Source organism: Haloarchaeobius litoreus (genome assembly GCF_024495425.1).
GTDB lineage: Archaea > Halobacteriota > Halobacteria > Halobacteriales > Natrialbaceae > Haloarchaeobius > Haloarchaeobius litoreus.
Genome location: NZ_JANHJR010000001.1, coordinates 811,262 through 836,260 on the forward strand (window position 1 = coordinate 811,262; position 24,999 = coordinate 836,260).

Here is a 24,999-nt window from a genome sequence, read left to right on the forward strand (position 1 = left end):
TCGGGAACCGGGTCGTCAGTAGTTCGAGGCCGCGACCTTCTCCCGCTCGGTCTCCAGACGGTCCGACGGGAGCTTGAAGTAGTTGTTCCCGGCGACGAAGATCTCCTGCCCGAAGTCGCTCAGACAGAAGTTGATGAACGCGGCCTCCTTTCGCGAGGTGTCCTCGTAGGTGTAGGCGTGCAGGTCCCGCGAGAGCGGGTAGTCCGCCGCGCCGAGGTTCCGCCCGTACTCGTACAGCGTGCCGTCGATCTCCAGCCCGATGGCGGGCGTGTCCTCCGTGACGAACGCGAGCGCGATGTACGAGATGGCGTTGTCGGCCTGCGCGATGGCCTGCTGGAGCTGCTGGTTCTGGCCGAAGCGCTGGTCCGGCTCGATGGGTGCCTCCGGGTCGCCGAAGACGTTGTTGCGGAACGCGGTGTCCGTCCCGGAGCCGACCGCGCGGCCGAGCGCGAGGATGTCGCGGTCCGGGCCGCCGAGCTCGCTCCAGTTCGTGATGTCCTGCGTGTAGATGTCGCGCAGTTCGTCGATGGTGATCTGTTCGACGCCGGCGTCCTTGATCTCCTTGCTGACGACGATGGGCTGGCCGTCGACGCCGACGACGTGGTCGACGAAGCCGTCGAGGCCCTCGGCGTTCTCGCCGAGCTCGGACTCGGCGGACGAGCTCGCGTCGCCGATGTCTACGCGACCCTCCATGACGCCCTCGATGCCGGTGCCGGAGTGGCTGAGGGCGATGCTCACGCGGAACGGCGGGCTGGAGCGCTCACCGGTCGCCTCGTAGCCGTACTCGCTGGCGAAGAAGTCGGCGAGGCGCATGTCGGTGCCGTACTCCTCGGCCCACTCGGACGGCCAGTAGTCGCCGTCGCCGGCCTCCGGGTTGGAGTTCCAGTAGCTCGCCGCGGTGTTCGTGATGGGGAACACCGTCGAGGAGCCGTCACCGGTCAGGACCGTCGTGTCGAGCCCGGACTCGTTGCTGTCGTCGTTGTTCTGCGTATCCTGGTCGCTGTTCTCGGTCCCCGGTGCCCCGTTCTGGTCGTCGTCGTCCCCATCGCTGGACTGGGAACAGCCAGCCAGCATGGTGAGTCCCGCGGCCCCTGTCGACAGGAGGAACTTCCGGCGTGATGCCACCTCTTCCAGACGCGTCGAGTCCTGCGTCATCAGGTGGATGAAAACGAGTGGTATGTAAAGCGGTTTATAATAGTGGCACCGATAGAACGGTTCCCCTCTGCACCACCAAGTACCGGTACGTACGGTACGTCGCCGGTAAGTGCCCTATTGGGCAGTATATAGGAGTACGTATATCGGGGCTCGTCTGCTGAAACAGCGGCCCAGGGACGTGTCAAGAAAATACTATTACTGGCGTGGGGGCCTCGCGAGTCCGCCCTGCGGTCCGGTCCGTCGCGGTGGTTCCGACGTGCCAACGATTTTCACGCACCCCACCGACGAAAGTGATATGACCGAGTACACCGGCGCGGACCTGTTCGTGGACACGCTCACGGAGTACGGCATCGAGTACGTCTTCGGCAACCCCGGCACGACCGAGCTCCCGGTGATGAACGCGCTCGTCGAGTCGGAGCTGGAGTACGTGCTCGGCCTGCACGAGGACGTGGCCGTCGGCGCGGCGGCGGGCTACGCGAGCGTGCGGCGGCAGCACGCGGACGAACTCGACGGGCTCCCGGCGGGCGTGGTGAACCTCCACGTCGCACCGGGCACCGCCCACGGACTGGGGAACCTCTACGGCGCTGCGATGTCGGGCGCGCCGCTGGTCGTCACGGCGGGCAACCACGAGCGCGACTTCCGGGCCGAGGAGCCCATCCTCTCGGGCGACCTCGTCGAGCTGACCGACCAGTTCACGAAGTGGTCCGACGAGGTGCTGTCGGTCGAGGCGCTGCCGCGGATGCTCCGCCGGGCGTTCCGCGTCGCCTGCACGCCGCCGACCGGCCCCGTCTTCCTCGGGCTCCCGATGGACGTGATGCGCGAGGAGACGGAGCTGACACCCGAGCCCATGGGTGGGACGGTTCAGAACCCCGGTCGCGGCGACCCCTCGGCCATCGAGGACGCGGCCGACGCCATCGCTGCGGCGGACAATCCGGTCCTCGTCGTCGGCGACCACGTCGGCCGCCACCGGGCCTGGTCCGGCGTCGAACCCGTCGATGCGGCGGTCGACCTCGCCGAGGCGGGCGGGATGCGCGTCCACGGCGAGATCCTGGGCTACGAGGTGAACTTCCCGACCGACCACGAGCAGTGGGTGAGCCACGTCCCGCCCAGCGAGGACGTCGCCTCGACGCTGTTCCACACGGATACGCTCGTGTTCGCGGGCTGTTCGACGAACACGACGCTCTGGGGTCACGAGAACCCGCTCGTCCCCGAGGACGCGACGGTCGTCGACCTCACGGACGAGCCGTGGGAGGGCGGGAAGAACCACCCGGCGACGGTCGTCACGGGCGACCTCGGCCACGTCATGGACGAACTGGCGGATGCAGTCGCAGCGCGCGTCGACGACGAGACGCGCGACGAACGGCTCGTGCAGGTCGACGCGATGAAGCAGCTCGCCGCCCAGCAGATGGACGCCATGGGCGAGGACGAGGCCCCCGAAGGCGACAGCCGGGGGTCGAAGGCCGACCTCGTCGACGCGATGCACAGCGTCGCGCCGGACGCGCTCGTGATGGACGAGGGCGTCACGGCCCGCTACGCGCTGCTCACGCGGTGGGACTTCGCACCCGGCCACCTGTTCGGCAACAAGGGCGGCGGCCTCGGCTACGGCCTCCCCGCCGCGGTCGGCGCGGCGCTCGCGGAGGCAGAGCGCGACGACCCCCGGACCGTCCTCGGATTCGTCGGCGACGGCTCGTACCTCTACTACCCGCAGTCGCTCAACACCGCGGTGCGCCACGACCTCGATCTGACGGTCGTCGTGCCCGACAACCGGAACTACCGCATCCTGAAGGACAACACGGCGGCCATCTTCGGCGGCGACGTCGACGACTACGACTACGTCGGCATGGACTTCGAGCCGCCGGTCGACCTCGCCGCGAACGCCGAGAGCCACGGCGCGACGGGCTTCACCGTCGCGGACGGCTCCGAGCTGGCGGCGACCATCGCGGAGGCCGTCGAGACGGCCGGGCCGACGGTCGTCGACGCGTTCGTCCACGACTGACCGCGGGTCGGACGACTGACCGCGTGACGACTCAGAGCGCGAGCGCGTGGCAGGTGCCGTCGAGCGTCGCGACGTAGGCAACGCCGGCGGCCGCGTCGAGCCCCTGGACGGCCGTCTCGGGCGTGAACGTCCAGCGGTGCGTCGCGTCGGCCGCGAACGCGTCCAGTCGCTCGCGTTCGTCGCTCCAGACGAAGACCGTCTCCCCGACGCTGGTGAGTCTCGGGCGGGACCCCGGGACGGAGAACGAACCGACGTGCTCGTCGGCGAGCGTTCGGACCTGGTAGCCGTCGGTCGTGGCGACGGCGAAGCGGTCGTCGCCGACGGCCGCCAGCCCGTAGCCCTCGCCGAGTCCGTCGTCGGTCCAGCGTTCTGTGCCGGTCGCGGCGTCCAGTCCGACGAGCCCGCCGGCATCCGTCCGTGCGACGACGAGGTCGCCGACCCCGATACGTCCGGTCACGTAGCTCTCGGAGGGCCGATATCGCCAGTTCACCGTTCCCGTTGCAGGGTCGAGCGCGACGACGCCGTCGGCCTCGACCACGACGCAGCCGCCGGCCAGGAACGGCACCGCGCCGAACAGGTTCAGCGGGTCGGTGCCCTCGAAGGTCCACTCGACCGTCCCGTCGGTGGTGATGGCGTGCAGCCCCGTCGCGCTGGAGAGCAGACAGTGGTCGTCGAGCGGGAGGCCGTCTGTCGCGTCCCCGATTTCACGGGTCCAGCGCGTCGAACCGTCGGCCGTGTCGACGCCGGCGCTGTACGCACCCGGGCCGATGGCGTCGTCGTTGCTGCCGACGAACACGGTGCCGTCGACGACGCCGCAGACGGTGTACCAGGCGCTGAGTGCGTCGTCGGTGAACCGCCAGCGACCGCTGCCGTCGCGGTCGAGCGCGAACACCTCGTAGTCGACGCCGGCCGTGCCGCGGTCGTAGCCGCCGGTGACGTAGACACCGTCGTCGGTGACGGTCGGTCGGCCCCCGACGGGTTTGTCGGTCTCGAACGCCCACTGCTCGCTCCCGTCCGCGGTCGCGAGGGCTGACAGGTGGTGACCGCTCTCGTCGCCGGAGTCGATGCCGCCCCCGCCGTCGCTGCCGAGGAACACCGTCCCATCGCGGACGAGCGGCGCGTTCGTCGTCGCCTCGCCGACGCTGGCCGTCCAGCGGACCTCGGGGGTGTCGGTCGGCCCGTCGCCGCCGTCGTCGGGGGCCTGCGTCTCGGTCGGCGTCGCGGTCTCGGTGTCGTCGGTCCGTCGGTCTGCGGGCGTTGCGTCCGTCGTACAGCCGGCCAGTCCTGCGGTGACGGCGCTCGCCGTGGCGACGAGCACCCGTCGTCGGGAGGGCGTCATGTTCCCTGGATGAGTTCCGGTGGGGGTATGTCTTGTCGTAGGTACAACCCGCCTTTCACCCCGAACGGTTTATCGGCGACCGGCCGAACACCTCGGGCATGAGCGACCTGCTTCACGGGGACCGCTTCGACAGACTCCCGTTTCTGGTGGCGCTGCTGGCGGTCGTCGTCGCCGTCGTCGGGAACTTCGTCGGTGCGTACACGCTCGCGCTGGTTCTCTTCGCGCTCGGGTTCGTCGTGCTCGTTCCGCTCACGTACCTGTACGCCGACGCCCTCCGTCGGCTGTTCGGCCGCGACCGGGGGAAAGACGACGGACCGGACCCGACCAGCGACGCGCTCGCGGAGCTCCGCCGGCGGCACGAACGGGCGGAGCTGACCGATGCCGAGTTCGAACGGCGGGCCGCACGAATCCGGGCGGTCGACGCCGGTGCGCCGGGGGACGCACAGGGGCCTGCGGACGGAGCGTCGTCCGGGACCGCGGATGACACGGACCGATAGAGAGTTAGCCCTGGCGAGCGGGTGGTTACTTCAGCTGATAGCACAAATGGGTAGACATGACCGACACGGAGGGACCGCGGCGGACCGGCCCAGATTCGTGACGGGGTACCGACCGACGGACGTGGCAGCGCGCCACGACGAGGGTGCAACCGAGCTGGCGGACCGGGACCGGTCGGGCGGGCGACGATGACCGACCTCCTGTTCTGGGGGCTGGTCGTGGTGGCCACCCTGACCAGCCTCGGCACCGCGTGGACGCTCGGGGCGAACAGCAACTCGCCGCCCTTCGCGCCCGCCATCGGCGCGAACGCGGTGTCGACGATGAAGGCCGCGTTCCTCATCGGCATCCTCGCGGCGCTCGGTGCGCTCACGCAGGGCGGGAGCATCTCCGAGACCGTCGGCGCGGGGCTCATCGACGGCGTCGCCATCTCGTCGCTGGCGGCGACCGCGGGGCTGCTGACGGCGACGGCGTTCATGGCGTTCGGCATCTACTCGGGCTATCCGGTGCCGGCGGCGTTCGCGACGACCGGTGCGATGGTCGGTGTCGGCCTCTCGCTCGGTGGCGACCCCGCGGTCGGGACCTACCAGCGCATCGCGACGTTCTGGCTGCTCGTCCCGCCGGTCTCCGGAGGGCTGGCCTACACCACGGCGACGCTGTTGCGTCGTGACGACATCCCGGAGACCGTCAGTATCCCGCTGCTCGCCGGTGTCGTCGGCGGTATCGTCGCCAACATCCGGCTGAGCGTCATCCCCTCGCCCACGGGGGCCGAACAGGAGTCGCTCGCGGGCTTCGTCGCGGGGTCGCTCCCGTCGCCCACGATCGGCGAGGTCGACGTGCTCCTGCCGGTCGTGACGCTCCTCGTCGCCGTGGGGAGCTTCCAGTTCATCCGCCGGCGGACCCAGGTGTCCGTCGACAGGGGCATCAAGAGCTTCCTGCTCATCCTCGGGAGCATCGTCGCGTTCTCCAGCGGCGGGAGTCAGGTCGGGCTGGCGACCGGCCCGCTGGAGAACCTCTACGGGACCGAACTCGGGCTCCCGGGTATCGCCCTGCTGACCGTCGGCTCGGTCGGCATCCTCGGCGGGGCCTGGATGGGCGCACCGCGACTGCTGCAGGCGACCTCGCGGGAGTACGCCCAGCTCGGGGTGCGCCGGTCCATCGCGGCGCTCGTCCCCGGGTTCATCATCGCGCAGGCCGCCATCCTGCTGGGTATCCCCATCTCGTTCAACAACATCATCATCTCGGGCGTCATCGGCGGCGGGCTGGCCGGCGGCTCGGCTGGCGTCTCCAGGCGGAAGATAGCGACGACGCTCGTCTTCTGGGTGCTCACGCTCGGCACCTCGGTCGTGCTCGGCTTCGTCGTCTACCGGGTGTTCGCGTTCGTGCTCGGCAGTGCGGCCTGAGCCTTCCACCACCGGTCCGTCGGTCCCGGACGGCGGTCGTCGGTCCCGGACGGTGGTCGTCAGTCCGGGACGGCGGTCGTCAGTCCCGGACGACGGTCACGGTCATCGTCGCCTCGCTCACGACCGACGTGGCGACGGTCCCGAGCAGGCGCGCCGCGAGCCCGGAGCGGTCGCCGCCGTGGCCGCCCATGACGATGTGGTCGACGGCGTGGGCGTCGGCGTAGTCGACGATGGTCTCGGCGGGATCGCCGGTCTCGACGGCCGTCTCCACGGTGCGGCCGTACTCCTCGGCGCGGCGCTTCCCGCGCTCGATTATCTTCTCGGCGCGGTCCTCGGCGGCGTCCTCGCGGTCCGCGTCCGCATCGAGGATGCCGCTCTCGCTCATCGAGCTGTCCAGCGGCGTGACGACGTTGAGCACCGTCGTCCGGCAGTCGAACGTCGAAAGCGTGTGGACGAGCGCCCGGTCGGCCAGCGGCGAGCCGTCGAGCGGGACGAGGACGTGAGAGGGGGTCATTCCGCGCCCTCGTCGCGGACCCGTCGTCCATCGACCGTTTCGGGGAACATCTTCCCGGGATTGAGCGTGTCCGTCGGGTCGAGTGCGCGCTTGACCTTCCGCATTGCCTCGACGGTGGCCTCGCCGTGCTCGCGGACGAGGAACTCGCGCTTGCCGAGGCCGATGCCGTGCTCGCCGGTGCAGGTGCCGCCGCGGTCGATGGCGAACTCCACGATCCTTCGGTACGCCTCCTCGCCGCGTTCGACCTCCTCGGGGTCGTCCTCGTCGACCAGCACGGAGTAGTGGACGTTGCCGTCCCCGGCGTGGCCGAAGCACGGGATGAGGAGGTCGTGCTCGTCGGCGAGCCCCTTCGCGTAGCGGATGGCGTCGCCGTAGTGTGAGATGGGGACGGTGATGTCGCCGGGGTGCAACGGGGTCAGCTCGGGGTCCCACGACTGCATCGCGTAGGCGAGGTCCTTGCGGGCCTGCCAGAGACCGTCCATCCCCCCGTCGGCCTCGGCGACCTCGAACAGCGTCGCGTCGTGGGCCGCGAAGACGGACTCGCAGAAGGCGACCTCCTCGTCGACGCCGTGGTTGGCGTGGAACTCGAAGAAGACGGTCGGTCGGTCGGGCAGGTCGGTGCCGGAGTAAGCGTTGGCCATCATCGCGCTCTCGGCGTCGATGAGCTCGAGCTTCGCCACGTCGACGCCTGACTGGACGGCGTCCTCGACGGCGGCGGTGGCGTCGTCGAGCGTCTCGAACTGCGCGCGCCCGCCGCGGACCTGGGCGGGCCGGCCAGCGAGTTCGAGGGTGGCCCGCGTGACGACGGCGAGCGTCCCCTCGCTGCCGATGAGCAGGTCGCGCAGGTTGTAGCCCGACGAAGTCTTGACCGCCTTCGAGCCGGCGGTGACGACGGAGCCGTCGGCGAGTACGGCCTCCAGTTCGAGCACCCAGTCCGCGACCTCGCCGTACTTCACCGTCTGCATCCCGCTTGCAGCGTTCGCGATCATCCCGCCGACGGTCGAGATGCTGCCGGAGGATGGCAGCGGCGGGAACAGCAGGCCGTGCTCACCCGCGGCGTCGTCGACGGCCGAGCCGAAGATGCCCGGTTCGACGTCGATCTGGAAGTCCTCGGGCCGCACGTCGAGTACCGCGTCCATCCGGGTCAGGTCGAGGCTGATGCCGGCGTGGGCCGGCACCGCGTTGCCCTCCAGACTCGTGCCGGCGGCGTAGGGGGTGACGGGCAGGTCCTGTGCCGTCGCGGCTTCGAGGACCGCCGAGACGTCCTCGGTCGACTCGGGGTACACCACGGCGTCGGGTAGCACCTCGTCGCCGGGCTTCGTCCCCCAGTCGCTGTCGTGGGCCTCGCGTGTCGCCTCGGCGAACGACACCTGGTCGTCGGCAAGGTCCAGGTCGCCGAGGAACGAGCAGTCGTTTGTCATGCTCCCACGTGGGGCGAGACGGGCGATAAAACTGTCTCCGGCGACGGCGGTTGCCGGCACCCCGACACGCGATGAACACTGAACTGGTGGACGGTTTCGCCGGTTCGCCGATACTTTTCCCCGCGGCGCGCCAATATGGTTTCGAACATGCGAGCCATCCAGGTCACGGAGTACGGCGGGAGCGACAACATCGAGGTCGTCGAGCAGGAGAAACCGGAGCCCGGTCCGGGCGAGGTCCGCATCGAGGTCGAGGCCGCTGGCATCAACTTCGCGGACATCATGCAGCGCCGCGGGCACTACCCGGGCGGACCGGACGCGCCGTTCGTCCCCGGCTTCGAAGCCGCGGGCACCATCGACGCCGTCGGCGAGGGCGTCGGCATCGAGGTGGGCGAGCGCTACGTCGGCATGGTCGGCGTCGGCGGCTACGCCGAGTACGCCGTCACCGAGGCGGACTCCCTGTTCCCCATCCCGGAAGGCATGAGCTTCGCGGAGGCCGCGGGCTTCCCCGTGCAGTTCCTCACCGCCCACAACTGCCTGTTCGAGTGGGGCGGGCTGGAGGAGGGCGAGTCGGTGCTCATCCAGGCAGCGGCCGGCGGCGTCGGCACCGCCGCCGTCCAGCTCGCCGACCGCGCCGGCGCGGAGGTCTTCGGCACCGCGAGCACGCAGGAGAAGCTCGACCTCGCCGCGGAGCTGGGCTGTGACCACCCCATCAACTACACCGAGGAGGAGTTCGTCGAGATCGTCACGGAGGAGACCGACGGCGTCGGCGTCGACCTCGCGCTCGACGGCGTCGGCGACGACGTGTTCTCGGACTGCATCCGGGCCACGAAGGACTTCGGCCGGATCGTCCCCTACGGCGCGGCCAGCGGCGTGCCCGGCACGCTCGACACCAGCGAGATGTTCTTCCGCAACCAGTCGGTCATCGGCTACCACCTCGGCCGCGCGATGGCCCGCAAGCCCCAGAAGGTGCTCGAGGCGGTGCCGGACCTGACGCAGGGCCTGACCGAGGGCGAGCTCGAAGTCGTCGTCGGCAAGACGTTCGCGCTCGAGGACGCCCGGGAGGCCCACGAGTACATCGAGGACCGCAAGTCCGTCGGGAAGGTCGTCCTGGAACCGTAGCGTCGCAGTTCTCGGCCTGTCTCACGGCAGTGGCTCGATGTCGTCCCGAAGCCCGTCGAGGACGACGAACCGCTCGTCGCGCAGCCGTTCCAGCCACCCGAGCAGCCGCGCCGCCCAGCGGAGCTTCCGGCGCTTCATCGGCCCCACGTCGGGGTCCTCGAACGTCCAGCCGGGGAACGACAGCCGTGCTGCGCCGGCGTGGTCCGCGAGGAACGCTGCCCGGTCGCCGTCGGTGAAGCCGCCGAAGTTCCGCACGTGGGCGACGGGCGCGGCCTGGGTCGTCGGCAGCACTGGCCCGTCGGGAAGTTGGGGGACCACCGACCGCACGCGCTCGACGTTGTCGCCGTGGGCGTGGACGGCGACGGGTGTCCCTGCCGCCGCAAGGTCGCCGGCGAGTTCGGGTTCGCCGTCGAGGTCGGTGATGTAGACGTCGACCGGGACGTCCCGGTCACGGCAGACCGCCGCCGCGGAGGAGGCAGCAACGACCCTGTCGGCGTCGCTGGCATCAAGGTCCGCCGCGAGGGTCGGTCCGGCACCGCAGATGGCGACGTGCTCGCCGTCGAGCACCGAGAGCCGTGACTCGTTGAAGGGCGTCGTCAGCTCCGCGAGCACGTCGCGAGCGCGCTCGTCGCTCGCCCGGTCGAAGCCGAAGTCCGCGAGGATGGACTCGTAGACGGGCTCGAAGGTCTCGAACTCCATGGCTGTAGCTGTGGGACGTAGTTCCAAGATAACCGTTGGTGTGGGCCGGAATTGCCTCGTGTGAGTACCCCTACCCGAGAGGCCCTCCCGGCTTCCACCCCCACCTTCTGAACCCACCGGTATAAGTTTTCTCTTACCGAGTTATACCGACGATAACCGTTCGTTAGATACCCCTCCCCGCCGAATTCGAGAGATATCAGACTCGCCACCTTCCGCCGGCCGGCCACCGGTCGGTGGCGGCGGCACCCAGCAGTCGGGTCACTCCAGCGCCGACGCGACGGCGTCGAGGACGACCCCCGCCCCCTGGGTCTCGGCGGGCTCACCGACGAGTGACGCGAGCGCGGCGTGGGTGCCGACGAGCAGCCCGCCGTCGCCGTCGGCGTTCGTCACGAAGGTCGCATCGGCGTCCGTCGCGAGTGCAACGAGCTCCTCGCACGCGCCATCGGAGAGCCCATCGACCTCGAACACCGCGAGGGTCGCGAGGGCGGCCACGTCACCCGTGCCGAGCCGCTCGACGTGGCGACGCACGTCGGCTTCGGTCACGACGTCCAGCTCCTCGACGGTCACGCTTCCCTCGTGGCTCCGGTGTCGCTCGGGCAGGAACGCGTCGCCGACGGCGGCGGCGTCGACCGTCTCCCGCACGTCGTGGGTCCGGATGACGTGTGCGCCGCGCTCGATGGCCATCGACGTGGCCGCGAGGGAGACGGCGAGTGCGTCCTCGGTCGAGCGGCCGGTCAGCGAGCGGAGGAAGTTCTTCCGGTTGATGGAGACGAGCATCGGCTGGCCGAGCCCGCGGAACTCGCGGAGCCGCCTGAACGTCTCGCGGTCGTCCACGACTGTCTTGGCCTCGGACCAGCCGCCGAACGCCGGGTCGACGATGGTGTTGTCGGGCAGGCCGTTCTGCTTGAGCGCCTCGTACACCATGTCGACGTAGTCCGCCTGCTCGGCCCAGTCCCCTCCCTTGCGCTCGGCCCAGGGCGTCTCCTCGACAGCGCCGGGGCGCGCGAGGTCCGGCGGGCTGGCCATCTTCGCGACGGCGACGCCGTACTCCTCGGCGACGTGAGGCATCTCGGGGTCGGCGAAGCCCGCGATGTCGTTGATCATGTCGAAGCCGCCGTCGAGGGCCGCCTCGGCGACCTCGTGGTAGCGCGTCTCGATGGACCAGATGGGGTCCGCCGACGTGTGCTCGATGACCGACAGCGCCACGCCGAGCCGCTCCAGCTCCTCCTCGGCGGTGAGGACCTCGAAGCGCTTGTTGGCGGATTCGAGCCCGACGTCGACGATGTCCGCGCCCTCTGCGACGAGCTCGTCCTCGACGTACGCCGCGGCCGCCGCCGGGTCGTCGAACACGCTCGGGTCGTACGGCGATTCGGCGCTCACGTTCAGCACGCCCATGACTCGTGTCGGGTGGTCGTCCCCGATAGCCAGTCCGGCGGCGTCGACGTTCTGCATACCAGCACTGGGGACGCTGAGGCTGAAAAGGGCCGTGTTCCCCGGTTGGGCTGCCGCAATCCCGGGCCCGGGCGACGCCCGTCCCGGATAGGGACAGCGGCGCTCTGTGCCAGCGAAAACCTCTCAAACACCCGGAACCGAGTGGCGGACGTGAACCGAGAGCGACTCCTCCCGGTCGTCCTCGCGCTCGTCTGCGTGGTCGCGCTCGCACTCGTCGCGGCGAGCGTGGTCGACCCCGCCGATGGTGGTGGCGGCGGGTCGACCGTCAGCGACCCGCAGGGTGGGGACGACCGCAGCTCCGGTGGGGGCGGCGACGCCAACCGCGAACCCCTCACCGAGCCGGGTGAGTTCGTGTTCAGCCTGGGCCTCTGCGTGCCGTTCCTGCTCAGTGGCGAGTTCTTCGTGCTGGCCATCGGTGTCGCACTTCTCCTCTGGGCGGTGCTGGCGTACCGGAGCGACGCGTTCGCCGCCTCCGCCTCCATCGTCGCGCTCGGGTTCCCCGCCTTCTTCGTCTGGATGCTGCTGACGAGCTGCTCGCAACCGACCGAGGTCCCCGACTCGGTCACGTTCATCCCGTCGAAGCCCGCGCCGCCGAGTACCGGCGGCAACGCGTCGTTCGGGGTCGTGCAGGACCCGGGCGTCGTCATCACCCAGCCCCCCGTCGTCCTCGTGCTGCTCGTGGCGACGGTCGTCGTCGGCATCGTCGGCTTCGTCGTCTGGGCGGACAGCGACGACGAGGAACCCGAGGAGCCCCCCGAGCACGAGGGCGACGCCGAGGCGGGGCCCGAGGCGCGGGCCGCCGCCATCGGCACCGTCGCCGGGCAGGTCGCCGACCGGCTCGAACGCGACGCCGGGACGGAGAACGAGGTGTTCCGCGCGTGGGTCGAGATGACCCGGCACCTCCCGGTCGACCATCCCCGGTCGAGCACTCCGTCCGAGTTCGCCGATGCGGCCGTCGACGCGGGCGTCGCCCGCGAGGACGTGGCCGAGCTCACGGCGCTGTTCGAGGAGGTGCGCTACGGCGGCGAGCCGGTGACGGCGGACCGCGCAACCCGCGCAGTCGACGCGCTCCGACACATCGAGGACGAGTACGGCGAGGCGTCGTGATTCCGGGGGTTCGGGGCCGTCACGGCCGTCGAATCGTCGCCACAGGCCGCGTTTGAGTTAACGAAAGCGTTAGGTGGGGTTTGGCGGAACAGTGGGCCGTGAACAGACGGACGATCGGGGTCGCTATCCTCGCGGTCTGCTGTGTGGGGGCCATCGTCTTCGCTGCCGGGACGCTCAGTCAGACGACGAGCGCCGGCGAGGACGCGAACCAGCCGGCACCGGAACAGGACGACAGCATCCCCGCGACGGATTCGCCGATGGACGCGAACGTGGACGGGGGTGAGACAGAGCAGAAGCCGCCGGTGAAGGTCGAACGATGCGAGCAGTCGATTCCGCCGCTGCTGCTGCTCGGGCTGATGGGGCTCGTCGTCGGGGTGACGGCGTTCATGTACCGGAAGTACGACAGGATGGTCGCGCTCACCTCCCTCTTCGTGGTCGGCGTTCTGGTGGCGACGACCGTTCCGTTCCTGGTGGGCTGTCCGACCCAGCCGGTCCCCGAGGAGCAACAGAACGGGACGCCCGACGTGATCAGCAACCAGACGGCGTCCGGCGGTGGCGGTGACGGCACCGGCGGTGGCGAACAGGGCGAGACGCGCCAGCAGCTCCCGAGCGTGGTGTTGCTGCTGCTCGGTGTCGTCGGCATCGCGGTGGTGGTCGTCGCCGGCGTCTGGATGGTCCGCTCCGGCGACGACGACGAGTCCGAGCTCGTCGAGGCGGTCGGCACGGAGGACGAGCCCGAGCCACCCGACTCGCCGGACGTCGAGGCGGTCGCGGCGGCCGCGGGCCGGGCGGCGGACCGCATCGAGGAGCAGTCGGCGGTCGACAACGAGATCTACCGCGCCTGGGTCGAGATGACCCGGCACCTCCCCGCAGACCACCCCGAGACCAGTACGCCGCGGGAGTTCGAGCGCACGGCCGTCGACGCCGGCTTCGAGACCGGTGCCGTCGGCGAGCTCACCGACCTGTTCGAGTCGGTGCGCTACGGACGCGAGAGCGCGACCGCCGAACGCGAGGAGCGGGCAGTCGAAGCACTGAGGCGTCTCGAGGACCAGTTCGAGGGTGAGAACGAATGAAGCTGCGCACCCTGCTCGCCGTCTTCGGCGTGGCACTCGCGCTGACCGGGTTCACCCTCGTCGCCGCCCCGGGACTCGCGTCGACCATCACGCTCGACGAGGCAGTCCTCGTGTTCGTCGGTCTCCTCGGCGTCTTGCAGGGCGTCCGGGTCGCCATCGCTCGGTCACGCACCGCGTACGAGCAGGTCGAGACGCCGGACCCCGAGGCCTCGCAGGACCTCCCGACGCCCGGCGACGAGTTCGACGAGATGCTCGCCACCGCCGGTGCAGACCGACGCGAGAGGGAGATGCGGGAGTCGGTCCGGAACCGCCTCGAACGCGCGGCCGTCGCGACCATCGTCCGCACGGAGGGCTGTACCGAGGCCGAGGCGAAGCGCCGTCTGGAGAGCGGCGAGTGGACCGACGACCCGTACGCGCGGGCCTTCTTCACGGGCTCCGTCGAGGGTGCGTCGCTGTTCGACCGCATCGACCTCCGACGGGACAACCAGTCGCGGTACCACCGCTGGGCGGTCCACGCCGCCAGCGAGATCACCCGGCGCTCGGAGGGGTTCGACGCGTGAGTTCCTCCCTCTCACGGGAGTCGACCCCAGAGTCGACGGCTGCTGCGGCCGAGGCCGGGACAGCGACCGCGCCCCGGAGCGGCGACACCCCGGACGCCGGCGGCCAGCGCATCATCTCCGAGACGGAGGAGGACACGAACCACTGGCGCGGCATCGGTGCCATCACGTTCCTCGCCGGCGGCGTCGGCGTCATCCTGAAACAGCCCGCGCTGCTGCTCGCCGCGGTCGTCGGCGTCGCCTACCTCGCGTACGTGCAGGTGACGACGGTGCCCGAGGCGACCGTACGGATCAGACGGGAGCTGTCCGACCCGACGCCGGACCTGGGCGACGACCTCACGGTGACGGTCAAAGTGACCAACGAGGGCGACCGCATCCTGCCGGACCTGCGGGTCGTCGACGGCGTGCCCGAGGAGCTGACCGTCGTCGGCGGTACGGCACGGCTCGGGACCGCGCTCCGGCCGGGGGAGACGGACTCGTTCACGTACACGCTGACGGCCAGACGCGGCACGCACGAGTTCAAGACCTGCGACACCATCGTCCGCGACTGGTCCGGCAATCGCGAGCGACACACCCGGTTCCGGACCGGCGGCGAGGTCGTCGTCACACCGTCGCTCTCGTCCACGCTCCCGATGCCGCTCCGCAAGCAGACCTCGCAGTACGCGGGTCGGGTCGAGACGGACCTCGGCGGCGACGGCGTCGAGTTCCACTCCACCCGCGAGTACCGCTCCGGCGACCCGCTCTCTCGCGTGGACTGGCGGCGCTACGCCCGGACCGGCGACCTCGCAACCCTCCAGTTCCGCGAGGAGCGCGCCGCGACCGTGATGCTGCTGCTCGACCTGCGCCAGGAGGCGTACGTCCGCCGCGACGACGACGACCTCCATGCGGCAGACCTCGGCATCAACGCGGCGGGGCAGATATTCACCACGCTGCTGGAGACCGGTGACCGCGTCGGCATCACCGCGCTGGCACCGCAGAAGGTCTGGCTCTCGCCCGGCCTGGGCAACGAGCACCGGGTGAAAGTCGAGGAGCTGTTCGCCCATCACGCCGCGCTGTCCGCCGAGCGGCCGAAGGGACGCTACTCGGTCACCCTCGGTGTGCGGAATCTCCGGAAGCGCCTCTCCGGCGACGTGCAGATCGTGTTCTTCTCGCCGCTGTGCGACGACGACGCGGTGAAGGCGGCGCAGTTGCTCCACGCACACGGCCACAAGGTGACGGTGCTCAGTCCGGACCCGACGAACGACGAGACGCTCGGGCAGCGATTCGCCCGCGTCGAGCGCGCGGGGCGCATCTCCACGCTCCGCCAGGGCGGTATCAGGGTGCTCGACTGGAACCCCGAGGAACCGCTCGCGGAGTCGATTGCACGGAGCACCGTGCGGTGGTCGCGATGACGGAGATCGACCGGCGGCCGACCCGCCTCTCGGCCATCGTCTCGCTCGGCGCGGCGGCGGTCGCAGCGCTCGCGGCCATCCTGACGGCGAGCATCGGCGGCGTGTTCGCCGGGCTCGGCATCGTCGCGCTCGCACCCGGCCTCGTCGTGGGCTCGCGACGGCTCGTCCACGTCGGCGGCGTCGTCCTCGCCGCCGGGATGGTGTTCGCGGGCGCGACCGGTGGCGGCGCGACCGCGGAGCTGTTCCTGCTCGTCGGCACCGCCGCGACCGTCGTCGCCTGGGACGTCGGCCAGAACGCCGTCGGGCTCGGCGAACAGCTCGGTCAGGAGGCGGAGACGACACGGGCCGAACTCGCCCACCTCGGCGCGACGCTCGTCGTCGGTGTGGTCACCGTCGGCGTCGCCTACGGACTCTACCAGGTCGCCGGCTCGGGGCAGCCCCTGCCGGCGCTCGTGATGCTGCTGGTCGCGGCGCTGGCGCTGACCACGGCGCTGCGACAGAAGTAGTGAGCGCTACTCGACGGTCGGGACCGGGACCGAGTCGAGCACCGTCTGCACGACCTCTCGCTTGTCGACGTTGTTCACCATCGCGTCCGGCGTCAGCACGAGTCGGTGTGCGAGCACCGGCAGCGCGACCCGCTTGATGTCGTCGGGCGTGACGTACTCGCGACCGACCATCGCGGCGTAGGCGCGCGAGGCCTCGAACAGCCGCTGGGTTCCGCGCGGGGAGACGCCGATGTCGACGCGGCCGTCCTGCCGGGTCTCGCGGCAGAGCGCGGCCATGTACGCGAGCAGGTCGTCGTCCACCCGAACGCTCTCGGGCACCTGGCGGAGCTCCGCGACCTCCTCGTCGCTGAGGACGCGGTCGACGCTCGGGCTCTGGTCGACGCGGCCCGCGCGACGGCGGAGCAGCTCTATCTCGCCGTCCTCGTCCGGGTACCCGATGCTGGATTTGACGATGAAGCGGTCGACCTGTGCCTCGGGCAGCGGGAACGTCCCCTCCTGCTCGACCGGGTTCTGCGTCGCGATGACGAAGAACGGCTGGGGGAGCATGCGCGTGTCGCCGTCGACGGTGACCTGTCCCTCCTCCATCGCTTCGAGCAGGGCTGCCTGGGTCTTCGGCGGCGCGCGGTTGATCTCGTCCGCGAGCACGATGTTCGCGAAGATGGGGCCCGCCTGGAACTCGAACTCGCGGGTCTCCTCGTTGAACACGTGGGTCCCCGTCACGTCAGAGGGCAGCAGGTCGGGGGTGAACTGGATGCGGGAGAAGGACAATCCGAGGGCGGACGCCATCGACCGGGCGGTCAGGGTCTTGCCGGTCCCGGGGACGTCCTCGAGCAGGACGTGGCCGCGGCCGACGACGCCCATGAGCACGGTCTCCAGGAACTCCCGGTCTGCGATGACCGAGTTCCCGATGGCGTCGAGGACTGCGTTGCAGTCCTCGTTTGCTTGGCTTACCTCCATAGTCTCTCACTGCGACCGGTGCAATTTATTCCTGACGATTGTCACCACATCGCCGACCGAATCGAAACCCCTAAAATACTCAGCGGGAAAGGTGAGCGTGAGCCGAGATAGCCTAGCCTGGCCAAGGCGGTAGATTCGAAATCTACTGTCCACACGGACACGGGAGTTCAAATCTCCCTCTCGGCGTTCTCTCGACGCACCGACGACGAGCGTAGCGAGTCGTCCGGGTCGAGAGAACGCCGGCACAGGGAGTTTGAACCAGGGAGCGGCAGTGAGCGACCGTGGCTCAGATCTCCCTCTCGGCGCTTCTCAGGGGGCACGGACCCGAGCGGTGCGTGTTCCGGACGCAGTGAAGCCGTCAGTGTCTGGCGAACCCCGTCCTGCGTCGCGACGTTGCCACTGGTCGAGAACGGACCTCTACTCATATTGTCTTGTGTTACCAATACACACGCATGGCGCGCAAGACAGCGAAGCGGATGGACGCACTGGAGATCGACGAGTTCCTCGAATCACAGCAGACGGGCGTCCTCGCCCTCGCGAACGACGACGACGCCTACGCGGTGCCGCTCTCGTTCGCCTACGACGACGAGGACCGGTCGGTGTACCTGCGGCTGGGGTTCGCACCGGGAAGCCAGAAGCAGCGCTATCTGGACGCGACGGACCACGTCTCCTTCGTCGTCTACGACGACACCGAGGAGGGCTGGAAGAGCGTCCTCGTCGAGGGGAAGGTGACGATGCTCTCGCACGACAGCCTCGACGCCGCCGTCGTGGAGGTGATGGAGGGACTCGACATCCCGTACTTCCAGGTGCACTCCCGACCGGCGACGGATATCCAGTTCAACGTGGCGTGTATCGAGCCGACGCGGGTGAGCGGGATCATCGAGGGCTACTCCCGCCGGAAGGAGACGACCCGGTAGCGCCGGTCAGGCGTTGACCACCTCGGGCTGGAGGCCCGCAACGGCGGCCATGAGTGCCTCACGGTCGCCGTCGTCGACGCCGCACTCGCGCAGGCTGGCGTCGAGGTGGTCGGCGACGCGGGCGAACGCGGCGTCGGTCACGTCGAGGTGGTCGTGGGCGGTGGCCATACTCGCGCCGTCGTAGTCGTCGGTGCCACCGGCGACGTGGGAGATGAACGCGACCTGATGGGCCCGCAGTTCGTCGGTGTCCGTGTCCTCGAAGTAGGGCTGGAGCCGCTCGTCGACCAGCACGCGGTCGTAGAACTCGTCGACGACGAGCTCGACCGCCTGTCGACCACCGAGCCGCTCGTACAGCGTATCGTCCGTTGACATCGTCCAGTTCGTCCAGCGCGTTCGACTTAATAATTGAGGTGCCAGAACCCACGAGAAGAACGTGGCCCCGTCGCCTGACCCGCAGGAGGGGCTCGGCCAGTTCCGGGGCGCTCGGAGCCGTATCCCGGCTGCCCGACACCGGGGTCGCTGTCCGTCCATGCCCCACGTCCGGGCCGCGCCGGTTTCGGTGGGTTTTACGCCCCGTCACACGTCGGTTCGACCATGTCCGACGACTACCGCACCGAACGGGACAGCCTCGGCGAGATGCAGGTACCGGCCGACGCCTACTGGGGCGCACAGACCCAGCGCGCGGTCGAGAACTTCCCCATCTCGGGGCTGACGTTCGGCCGCCGGTTCGTGCGTGCCCTCGGCGTCGTGAAGAAGGCCGCCGCGCAGGCCAACCGCGACCTGGAGATGATCCCCGAGGACAAGGCCGACTGCATCGTCGCCGCCGCCGACGAGGTCATCGCCGGCGAGCACGACGGCCAGTTCCCCGTCGACGTGTTCCAGACCGGCTCGGGCACGTCCTCGAACATGAACGCGAACGAGGTCATCTCGAACCGCGCCACGGAGCTCTACGGCGGCGAGATCGGCAGCCGCGAGATCCACCCGAACGATCACGTCAACTTCGGCCAGTCCAGCAACGACGTCATCCCCACCGCGATGCACGTCGCCGCGCTGGAGGCCGTCGAGAAGGACGTGATTCCGGCCCTGGACATCCTCCGCGAGGCACTTCGCGCGAAGGAAGAGGAGTTCGACGGCGTCGTCAAGACCGGCCGCACCCACCTGCAGGACGCGACGCCGGTCCGCCTCGGCCAGGAGTTCGGCGGCTACGCCACCCAGATGGAGAAGGGCCTCGTCCGCGTGGACAACGTCCGCGAGCATCTGGGTGAACTCGCCCTCGGCGGCACCGCCGTCGGGACCGGGCTGAACACGCACCCCGAGTTCGCCTCGCGTGCGGCGGAGTACATCACGAAGGAGACGGGCGTGCAGTTCCGCGAGGCCGACGACCACTTCGAGGCCCAGGCCGCCCACGACGCGATGGGCGAGGCCCACGGTGCGCTGCGGACGGTCGCCGGTAGCCTCAACAAGATCGCGAACGACCTGCGCCTGCTCGCCTCCGGCCCGCGCAACGGCCTCGGCGAGATCGAGCAGCCCGAGAACCAGCCCGGCTCGTCCATCATGCCCGGGAAGGTGAACCCGGTCGTCGCCGAGGCCGTCAACCAGGTCCACAAGCAGGTCGTCGGCAACGACGCCGCCGTCGCCGCCGGCGCTGCGGAGGGTCAGCTCGACCTCAACCTGTACAAGCCGGTCTGTGCGTACAACTTCCTGCAGTCCGCCGAGCTCGTCACGAACGCGAGCGAGGTGTTCGCCCGGAAGTTCGTCGCGAAGCTGGAGGCTAACGAGGAGCACTGTGAGACGCAGGTCGAGCAGTCCATGGCGCTCGCCACCGCGCTCAACCCACACATCGGCTACGACAAGGCCAGCGAGGTGGCCAAGGCCGCGCTGAAGGAGGACAAGACCGTCCGACAGGTCGTCGTCGAGAAGGGCTACCTCTCCGAGGAGGAGGCCGCCGAGGTCATCGACCCCGAGGCGATGACCCACACCGGTATCCTCGGCGACGACTGACTGCCGGACTAACGGAGCGTTTCCGATCCGGCACAGCCTGCCCGCGAACCGTGCGACGGCATCGCATGATTCGACCCCGCGGTCGCGAATCTGGCGTCACCGACTGTCCGGAACGGAGAAAGTTTTATCACCCGGAACGCGTCAGACGCCCGTCTGACGAACCGCACGACAGCGGCGAGTTACCGACGGTTATCGGGGGACGGCGTCGCGGCGAACAATCCACTGTTGTTATGGGGGATGCCGGAGTGGTTTTCAGTATGTACACCTGCAGAGACTGCAGTCAGTCGTTCAGCACGGAGCTCGCCCTGGAGCTACACCGGGACAAATGCGAGAAAGGGCAGCTCTTCTGTGAATCGTGCGGGGGACGGTTCTCGGAGCGTGTAGCCACACGAGACGGCTGGCACTACCGCTGTCCAGACGAGGACTGCGACGGCGAGGGCCTCGGCGAAGACATCGTCCGGATCGAGGACATCAAGGCGGCGACGCAGTAAGGGCGCTGGCGGTTCTGTGGACCACCGATTCCGAGAGGATTCTCCTCGTCCTCCGGTGACGCCGGTCCCTGACCGCCCCCGACAATATCGGGGAAGACTGGACGGTTTTTTACCCCTCCGGGTCGGACCAACTCGCAATGACCGACCACGACTACGAGGAGCTCGGGTTGGTGGCCGGGCTGGAGATACACCAGCAGCTCGACACCGACGCGAAGCTGTTCTGTGCCTGTCCGACCGACCTCCGCGAGGCCGAGGCGTCGACCCGGCAGTTCACGCGCTACCTGCACCCGACGAAGAGCGAACTGGGGGAGATCGACGAGGCGGCGCTGGAGGAGAGCCAGGTCGACCGGGAGTTCACCTACCTCGGCTACGACACGACCTGTCTGGTCGAGGAGGACGACGAGCCGCCGCACCGACTGGACGAGGAGGCACGCACCGTGGTCCTCGAGATCGCCCAGCTGCTCGACATGGAGCCGGTCGACGTGGCCCACGTGATGCGCAAGCTGGTCGTCGACGGCTCGAACACGTCGGGCTTCCAGCGGTCGACGCTCGTGGCGACCGACGGCGAGATCGAGACCGAAGACGGGGCCGTCAGAGTGGCGGACCTGATGCTGGAGGAGGAGAGCGCCCAGCGCGTCGAGGAGACCGACGAGGGCGTCACGTACAGCCTCGACCGGCTGGGCATCCCGCTGGTCGAGATCGGCACGAAGCCGGACATCTCCTCGCCTGAGCAGGCCCGCGCCGCGGCCGAGCGCATCGGCATGCTGCTGCGTTCCACTGGGCACGTCAAGCGCGGGCTCGGCACCATCCGCCAGGACGTGAACATCTCCATCGCGGAGGGCGCACGGGTCGAGGTGAAGGGCGTCCAGAGCCTGGACGACATCGACGACATCGTCCGCAACGAGGTCGGCCGGCAGGTCGCGCTACTCGACATCAAGGCGGAGCTCCACGAGCGCGACGCGAGTGTCGGCGACGTGCAGGACGTGACTGACGTGTTCGCCGACACCGACTCGGGCGTCGTCCGCGGCGCGCTCGACGACGGGGGGGCCGTCTACGCGGTCCCGCTCTACGGCTTCGACGGGCTGGTCGGCCGGGAGATCCAGCCGGACCGTCGGCTCGGCACCGAGCTCTCGGACCACGCGAAGCGCCACGGCGCGGGCGGCATCTTCCACACGGACGAGCTGCCGGCCTACGGCGTCACCGCGGACGAGGTCGCGGCCATGCGCGACGCCGTCGGTGCCGGTGCGGACGACGCGGTGGCGATGGTCGCCGCGGCCGAGGATGTCGCCGAGCCCGCCGTCGCGGCCGCCGCAGCGCGCGCGGAGACGGCGATGGAAGGGGTACCGGAGGAGACCCGCGGCGCGAACGAGGACGGCACGACGCGCTACCTGCGGCCGCTGCCGGGCGCGGCGCGGATGTACCCCGAGACGGACGTGCCGCCGGTCGAACTGGACCCGAGCGAGGTCGACGAGCCCGAACTGCTCACCGAGAAGGTCGAGCGCTACCAGGCGGAGTACGACCTCGACGCCGGGCTCGCCGAGCAGGTCGCCTACGGCACGCACATGCCGCTGTTCGAGTCGGTCGTCGCCGATGGTGTCGACGCGACGCTCGCGGCTGGCACGCTCGAGTCGACGCTGACCGAGCTCCGGCGGGACGACGTGCCCGTCGCCAACCTGACCGACGAGCACCTTCGGGACGCGCTCGTGCTCGTCGACGACGGCGGGGTCCCCAACGAGGGACTCCCGGACCTGCTGACCGCGCTCGCCGAGAACCCCGAACTGACCGCCGAGGAGGCAGTCGAACGGGAGGACCTCGGCGGTGTCGACGAGAGCGAGGTCCGCGAGGCCGTCGTCGAGGTCGTCGAACGCAACGCCGACCAGGTCGAGGAGCAGGGCATGGGCGCGTTCTCCGCACTCATGGGCGAGTGCATGGGCGCGCTGCGGGGCAAGGCCGACGGCGACGTCGTCAGCGACACGCTCCGCGAGGAGATCCAGAAGCGGGCCTGAACGCCGGGTACGAGAAGCGATTCCGCGTCTCAGTCGGCGCGCTGTCCCCGCGCATCGGTATCCTCACCGCCGATGGGGAGCAGCCGGGCGACGCGTGCCTCGTACACCGCGGGGTCGGGCATCCGCTGGGAGATGTAGTACGCGATACCGACGAGCACCAGCGCGAAGGCGGCGTCGCTCAGCCAGTGCACGCCCAGGTAGAACGTCGAGAACATGATGAGCACCGTGAGGATCCCGGCGAGCCACGCGTACGGGCGGTCGGTCTCGCGGGCGTACAGCGCCGCCATCGCGGAGATGCCGGTGTGCAGGCTCGGGAACGCCTTCACGAGCGTGTCCGTCGAGGTGATCCCCTCGCTGACGATGGGGTGCAGGTCGTACAGGAGCGCGCGCATGACGGGGTCGCCGCGCGCGGTCTGGCCGAGGTACTCCGACGTTACCGCGACCGGGAACGCCAGGAAGTACGGCAGGGCGAGCAGGACCAGCAGCGCGTAGCCCGCACAGTACCGCCGGGCCTGTTCGCGGTCGTGGACCTTCAGCTTGAAGTACGTGAACAGGGTCAGGAACGGGAAGCCGATGAGGTAGACGAACGCCATGAAGTACGTCAGCGGCTCCCACGTGAACGCCTGGAAGGCGAGCACGGCCGTCCCCTCCAGGTCGTAGATGACGGCGGTGTACGCCGCGCCGGAGTGGAACGTCCCGGCCATCGTGTTCACCCCCTGCGTGACGACCCAGGCGACGCCGAGGTACTTCCAGTCGGTCCGCACGAGCTCGCGGGCGAACTCCCGGGGTGAGGCTCCGGGGACGAACAGCGTGAAGCCGACTGCGAACACGACGAGCGTGGGGACCGCCACGATGAGCGTGAACAGCGTACCGAACGAGATGGAGGGCAGGAGCTGTTCCATGGGCTTACTCGTCGAGAGCTGTCGTCGGCTGTCGCTCGTCGGGCGATACGTCGGGCGGTGCGACGGGGCGGAACCGTCGCCGTCGGCTATGGAGGGACATAGGACCTATCGATTGGTAAATAGTCCTCCGCGTCGAACAAAGGCTTTCCGGTACGGTTGACATACGTCGGCCGGCCTATCGGTCGCGGTCCCGAAGCTCACGGCCGCGTTCGAGTTCCTCGCTCGCCCGCCGGAAGATGCCCATCATCGTCCGGGTCTCGCGCTCGGTCAGGTGCGCCCGGCCGAACACCCGGCGGGCCATCCTGACGGTCTTGTGTCGCTTCTCGTCGTTGTGGTCGATGGCGTCGAGGAGGTCGTCGAACTTCTCGTAGAGGTGTTCGATGAGCTCCTCGTCGGCGCGCTCGTGCTGCCGGTCGGGGAGCTGGCTCTCCTCTACGGTCAGGTCCCGTAGCTCGTACATCGTCACCGTCGCGGCCTGCCCGAGGTTCAACACGGGGTACTCGTCGCTCGCCGGGATGGAGCAGACTGCGTCGAGTCTGGAGAGCTCGCGGTTGTGCAGCCCGTTGGCCTCGCGACCGAACACGATGCAGCTGTCGCCGTCCAGCTCCGCGAGGTCGTCCGCGAGCTCCGCCGGCGTCGAGTACGGGAACCGGACGTGTTTCCGGCAGTCCTCGTTCGTCGTCGCCGTCAGCCCGACCGTGTAGTAGTTCTCGACGATGTCGTCGAAGCTCACCTCGCGGGCGTTCGCGAGCACGTCGCGCCGCGCCCGCCCCGCGAACCCCCACGCCTCGCCGTGCTTCTCCTGCACGCCCTCGGGCGGGTCGACCAGCAGCAGCTCCGACAGCCCGAAGTTCTTCATCGCCCGGGCGATGGTGCCGACGTTCCCCGGCGTCTTCGCGTCGACCACCGCGACTGCGGGGACGCTCATGCGTCGTCGCCGGTCGGGTAGTCCCGGTCGAACTCCATGTTCCGCAGGTCGATGCGCTTCTCCTCCTCTTCCTCCTGCTCGTCCGCGAACTCCTCGGGGTCGGGCAGGTCGGGCTCCGGTAGGGCACGTGGGTCCGTGTCGACGTGCTCCATCCCGGCGTAGCCTTCCGGCGCGCGCCCGCCGTCCATGAACCACTCGTGGAACGCGTCCTCGAACTCCTCGGTCTCGGCGTACTCGACGCCGCCCTCCTCGCGGAACCAGTAGAGGAAGTCGGGCTCGTGCTCGTCGCAGAGCACCGCCTCGTTCAGCGGTTCGCCGTACACCGCCGCCGCCTGGTTGCACTCCTCGATGTTCTCGTCGCCGTGAATCAGCCAGCAGGCGTCGCAGGGCCCGCCGAAGATGACGGTGAGCCGGACGAGCCGCCGACGCGTGTCGTCGCTCATCTCGTCGAAGGGTTGCACCTCGTCCTCCTCGGTGAACACCTCGTCCTCGTCGAAGCGCCACCCCCGGAGACCGATGCTGATCTTCTCGCTCATACCCGACGGTATCGGGTCTGTGGGTAAAAGCGACGCG

Annotated in this window: 24 protein-coding genes and 1 tRNA gene; 14 read left to right on the top strand and 11 right to left on the bottom strand. The window is 69.5% G+C overall.

Annotated elements, in window-relative coordinates:
• Positions 1–15: 15 nt before the first annotated feature.
• Positions 16–1,155 (bottom strand): PstS family phosphate ABC transporter substrate-binding protein, encoded by a 1,140-nt coding sequence (locus tag NOW55_RS04010; protein WP_256398788.1) that lies wholly within the window; start codon positions 1,153–1,155, stop codon positions 16–18.
• A 295-nt stretch (positions 1,156–1,450) separates the two neighbouring features.
• Here NOW55_RS04010 and NOW55_RS04015 point away from each other — a divergent pair, with 295 nt between their 5' ends.
• A complete protein-coding gene (locus NOW55_RS04015) occupies positions 1,451–3,151 on the top strand; it encodes a thiamine pyrophosphate-binding protein (RefSeq protein WP_256398789.1) in 1,701 nt (566 codons plus the stop codon).
• 31 nt (positions 3,152–3,182) lie between these two features.
• Here the strand turns inward: NOW55_RS04015 and NOW55_RS04020 are convergent, their stop codons facing one another.
• Positions 3,183–4,490: an outer membrane protein assembly factor BamB family protein gene (locus tag NOW55_RS04020; protein WP_256398790.1), complete on the bottom strand. Its 1,308-nt coding sequence runs from the start codon at positions 4,488–4,490 to the stop codon at positions 3,183–3,185.
• A 98-nt stretch (positions 4,491–4,588) separates the two neighbouring features.
• Here NOW55_RS04020 and NOW55_RS04025 point away from each other — a divergent pair, with 98 nt between their 5' ends.
• Together NOW55_RS04025 and NOW55_RS04030 are read left to right on the top strand one after the other, a co-directional pair.
• The gene (locus NOW55_RS04025; protein ID WP_256398791.1) at positions 4,589–4,987 is read left to right on the top strand and encodes an SHOCT domain-containing protein; all 399 of its coding nucleotides are present in this window, start codon (positions 4,589–4,591) and stop codon (positions 4,985–4,987) included.
• 186 nt (positions 4,988–5,173) lie between these two features.
• Positions 5,174–6,385 carry an inorganic phosphate transporter gene (locus tag NOW55_RS04030; protein WP_256398792.1) on the top strand — a complete coding sequence of 404 codons (1,212 nt, stop codon included), beginning with the start codon at positions 5,174–5,176 and terminating at the stop codon, positions 6,383–6,385.
• Between the two features lie 79 nt (positions 6,386–6,464).
• On the opposite strand, the gene NOW55_RS04035 is transcribed toward NOW55_RS04030, so the two are convergent.
• The gene (locus NOW55_RS04035; protein WP_256398793.1) at positions 6,465–6,899 is read right to left on the bottom strand and encodes a universal stress protein; all 435 of its coding nucleotides are present in this window, start codon (positions 6,897–6,899) and stop codon (positions 6,465–6,467) included.
• Positions 6,896–8,320 carry an FAD-binding oxidoreductase gene (locus NOW55_RS04040; RefSeq protein WP_256398794.1) on the bottom strand — a complete coding sequence of 475 codons (1,425 nt, stop codon included), beginning with the start codon at positions 8,318–8,320 and terminating at the stop codon, positions 6,896–6,898. Before NOW55_RS04040 ends, NOW55_RS04035 begins: the two co-directional genes overlap by 4 nt.
• A 147-nt stretch (positions 8,321–8,467) precedes the next feature.
• On the opposite strand from NOW55_RS04040, the gene NOW55_RS04045 reads away from it, so the two are divergent.
• The gene (locus NOW55_RS04045) at positions 8,468–9,439 is read left to right on the top strand and encodes a quinone oxidoreductase family protein (protein WP_256398795.1); all 972 of its coding nucleotides are present in this window, start codon (positions 8,468–8,470) and stop codon (positions 9,437–9,439) included.
• A gap of 21 nt (positions 9,440–9,460) precedes the next feature.
• Here the strand turns inward: NOW55_RS04045 and NOW55_RS04050 are convergent, their stop codons facing one another.
• Entirely contained in the window at positions 9,461–10,138 is a 678-nt protein-coding gene (locus NOW55_RS04050) for a 6-hydroxymethylpterin diphosphokinase MptE-like protein (RefSeq protein ID WP_256398796.1), read from the bottom strand.
• 258 nt (positions 10,139–10,396) lie between these two features.
• Positions 10,397–11,590: a dihydropteroate synthase gene (folP, locus tag NOW55_RS04055; RefSeq protein WP_256398797.1), complete on the bottom strand. Its 1,194-nt coding sequence runs from the start codon at positions 11,588–11,590 to the stop codon at positions 10,397–10,399.
• Positions 11,591–11,740: 150 nt separating this feature from the next.
• Here folP and NOW55_RS20725 point away from each other — a divergent pair, with 150 nt between their 5' ends.
• From NOW55_RS20725 to NOW55_RS04080, 5 genes are all read left to right on the top strand, one after another.
• A complete protein-coding gene (locus NOW55_RS20725; protein WP_256398798.1) occupies positions 11,741–12,697 on the top strand; it encodes a DUF4129 domain-containing protein in 957 nt (318 codons plus the stop codon).
• A 98-nt stretch (positions 12,698–12,795) separates the two neighbouring features.
• On the top strand, positions 12,796–13,770 hold the full coding sequence (locus tag NOW55_RS20730) for a DUF4129 domain-containing protein (protein ID WP_256398799.1): 975 nt from the start codon (positions 12,796–12,798) through the stop codon (positions 13,768–13,770).
• Positions 13,767–14,330, top strand: a complete 564-nt coding sequence (locus NOW55_RS04070; RefSeq protein ID WP_256398800.1) for a DUF7269 family protein — start codon at positions 13,767–13,769, stop codon at positions 14,328–14,330. Before NOW55_RS20730 ends, NOW55_RS04070 begins: the two co-directional genes overlap by 4 nt.
• Entirely contained in the window at positions 14,327–15,718 is a 1,392-nt protein-coding gene (locus NOW55_RS20735; protein ID WP_256398801.1) for a DUF58 domain-containing protein, read from the top strand. The genes NOW55_RS04070 and NOW55_RS20735 overlap by 4 nt, the downstream gene beginning before the upstream one ends.
• Positions 15,715–16,224 (top strand): DUF7519 family protein, encoded by a 510-nt coding sequence (locus NOW55_RS04080; RefSeq protein ID WP_256398802.1) that lies wholly within the window; start codon positions 15,715–15,717, stop codon positions 16,222–16,224. Before NOW55_RS20735 ends, NOW55_RS04080 begins: the two co-directional genes overlap by 4 nt.
• Before the next feature lie 6 nt (positions 16,225–16,230).
• Here the strand turns inward: NOW55_RS04080 and NOW55_RS04085 are convergent, their stop codons facing one another.
• Positions 16,231–17,181, bottom strand: a complete 951-nt coding sequence (locus NOW55_RS04085) for an AAA family ATPase (RefSeq protein ID WP_256398803.1) — start codon at positions 17,179–17,181, stop codon at positions 16,231–16,233.
• Positions 17,182–17,282: 101 nt separating this feature from the next.
• Between NOW55_RS04085 and NOW55_RS04090 the strand changes: the two genes are divergently transcribed.
• Both NOW55_RS04090 and NOW55_RS04095 read left to right on the top strand, forming a co-directional pair.
• Positions 17,283–17,367 (top strand) — tRNA-Ser (locus tag NOW55_RS04090).
• 266 nt (positions 17,368–17,633) lie between these two features.
• Positions 17,634–18,098 carry a pyridoxamine 5'-phosphate oxidase family protein gene (locus NOW55_RS04095; RefSeq protein WP_256398804.1) on the top strand — a complete coding sequence of 155 codons (465 nt, stop codon included), beginning with the start codon at positions 17,634–17,636 and terminating at the stop codon, positions 18,096–18,098.
• Between the two features lie 6 nt (positions 18,099–18,104).
• On the opposite strand, the gene NOW55_RS04100 is transcribed toward NOW55_RS04095, so the two are convergent.
• On the bottom strand, positions 18,105–18,470 hold the full coding sequence (locus tag NOW55_RS04100) for a group I truncated hemoglobin (RefSeq protein ID WP_256398805.1): 366 nt from the start codon (positions 18,468–18,470) through the stop codon (positions 18,105–18,107).
• Between the two features lie 222 nt (positions 18,471–18,692).
• Here NOW55_RS04100 and NOW55_RS04105 point away from each other — a divergent pair, with 222 nt between their 5' ends.
• From NOW55_RS04105 to gatE, 3 genes are all read left to right on the top strand, one after another.
• A complete protein-coding gene (locus NOW55_RS04105) occupies positions 18,693–20,099 on the top strand; it encodes a class II fumarate hydratase (RefSeq protein ID WP_256398806.1) in 1,407 nt (468 codons plus the stop codon).
• 257 nt (positions 20,100–20,356) lie between these two features.
• Positions 20,357–20,590 carry a transcriptional regulator gene (locus tag NOW55_RS04110; protein ID WP_256299727.1) on the top strand — a complete coding sequence of 78 codons (234 nt, stop codon included), beginning with the start codon at positions 20,357–20,359 and terminating at the stop codon, positions 20,588–20,590.
• A 137-nt stretch (positions 20,591–20,727) separates the two neighbouring features.
• Positions 20,728–22,596: a Glu-tRNA(Gln) amidotransferase subunit GatE gene (gene gatE, locus NOW55_RS04115; RefSeq protein WP_256398807.1), complete on the top strand. Its 1,869-nt coding sequence runs from the start codon at positions 20,728–20,730 to the stop codon at positions 22,594–22,596.
• 29 nt (positions 22,597–22,625) lie between these two features.
• Here the strand turns inward: gatE and NOW55_RS04120 are convergent, their stop codons facing one another.
• The 3 genes from NOW55_RS04120 to NOW55_RS04130 all read right to left on the bottom strand — a co-directional run bounded on the left by NOW55_RS04120 (position 22,626) and on the right by NOW55_RS04130 (position 24,962).
• The gene (locus NOW55_RS04120; protein ID WP_256398808.1) at positions 22,626–23,498 is read right to left on the bottom strand and encodes a phosphatase PAP2 family protein; all 873 of its coding nucleotides are present in this window, start codon (positions 23,496–23,498) and stop codon (positions 22,626–22,628) included.
• Between the two features lie 175 nt (positions 23,499–23,673).
• Positions 23,674–24,426 carry an RNA methyltransferase gene (locus NOW55_RS04125; protein ID WP_256398810.1) on the bottom strand — a complete coding sequence of 251 codons (753 nt, stop codon included), beginning with the start codon at positions 24,424–24,426 and terminating at the stop codon, positions 23,674–23,676.
• On the bottom strand, positions 24,423–24,962 hold the full coding sequence (locus NOW55_RS04130; protein WP_256398811.1) for a DUF8114 family protein: 540 nt from the start codon (positions 24,960–24,962) through the stop codon (positions 24,423–24,425). The genes NOW55_RS04125 and NOW55_RS04130 overlap by 4 nt, the downstream gene beginning before the upstream one ends.
• Positions 24,963–24,999 lie beyond the last annotated feature (37 nt).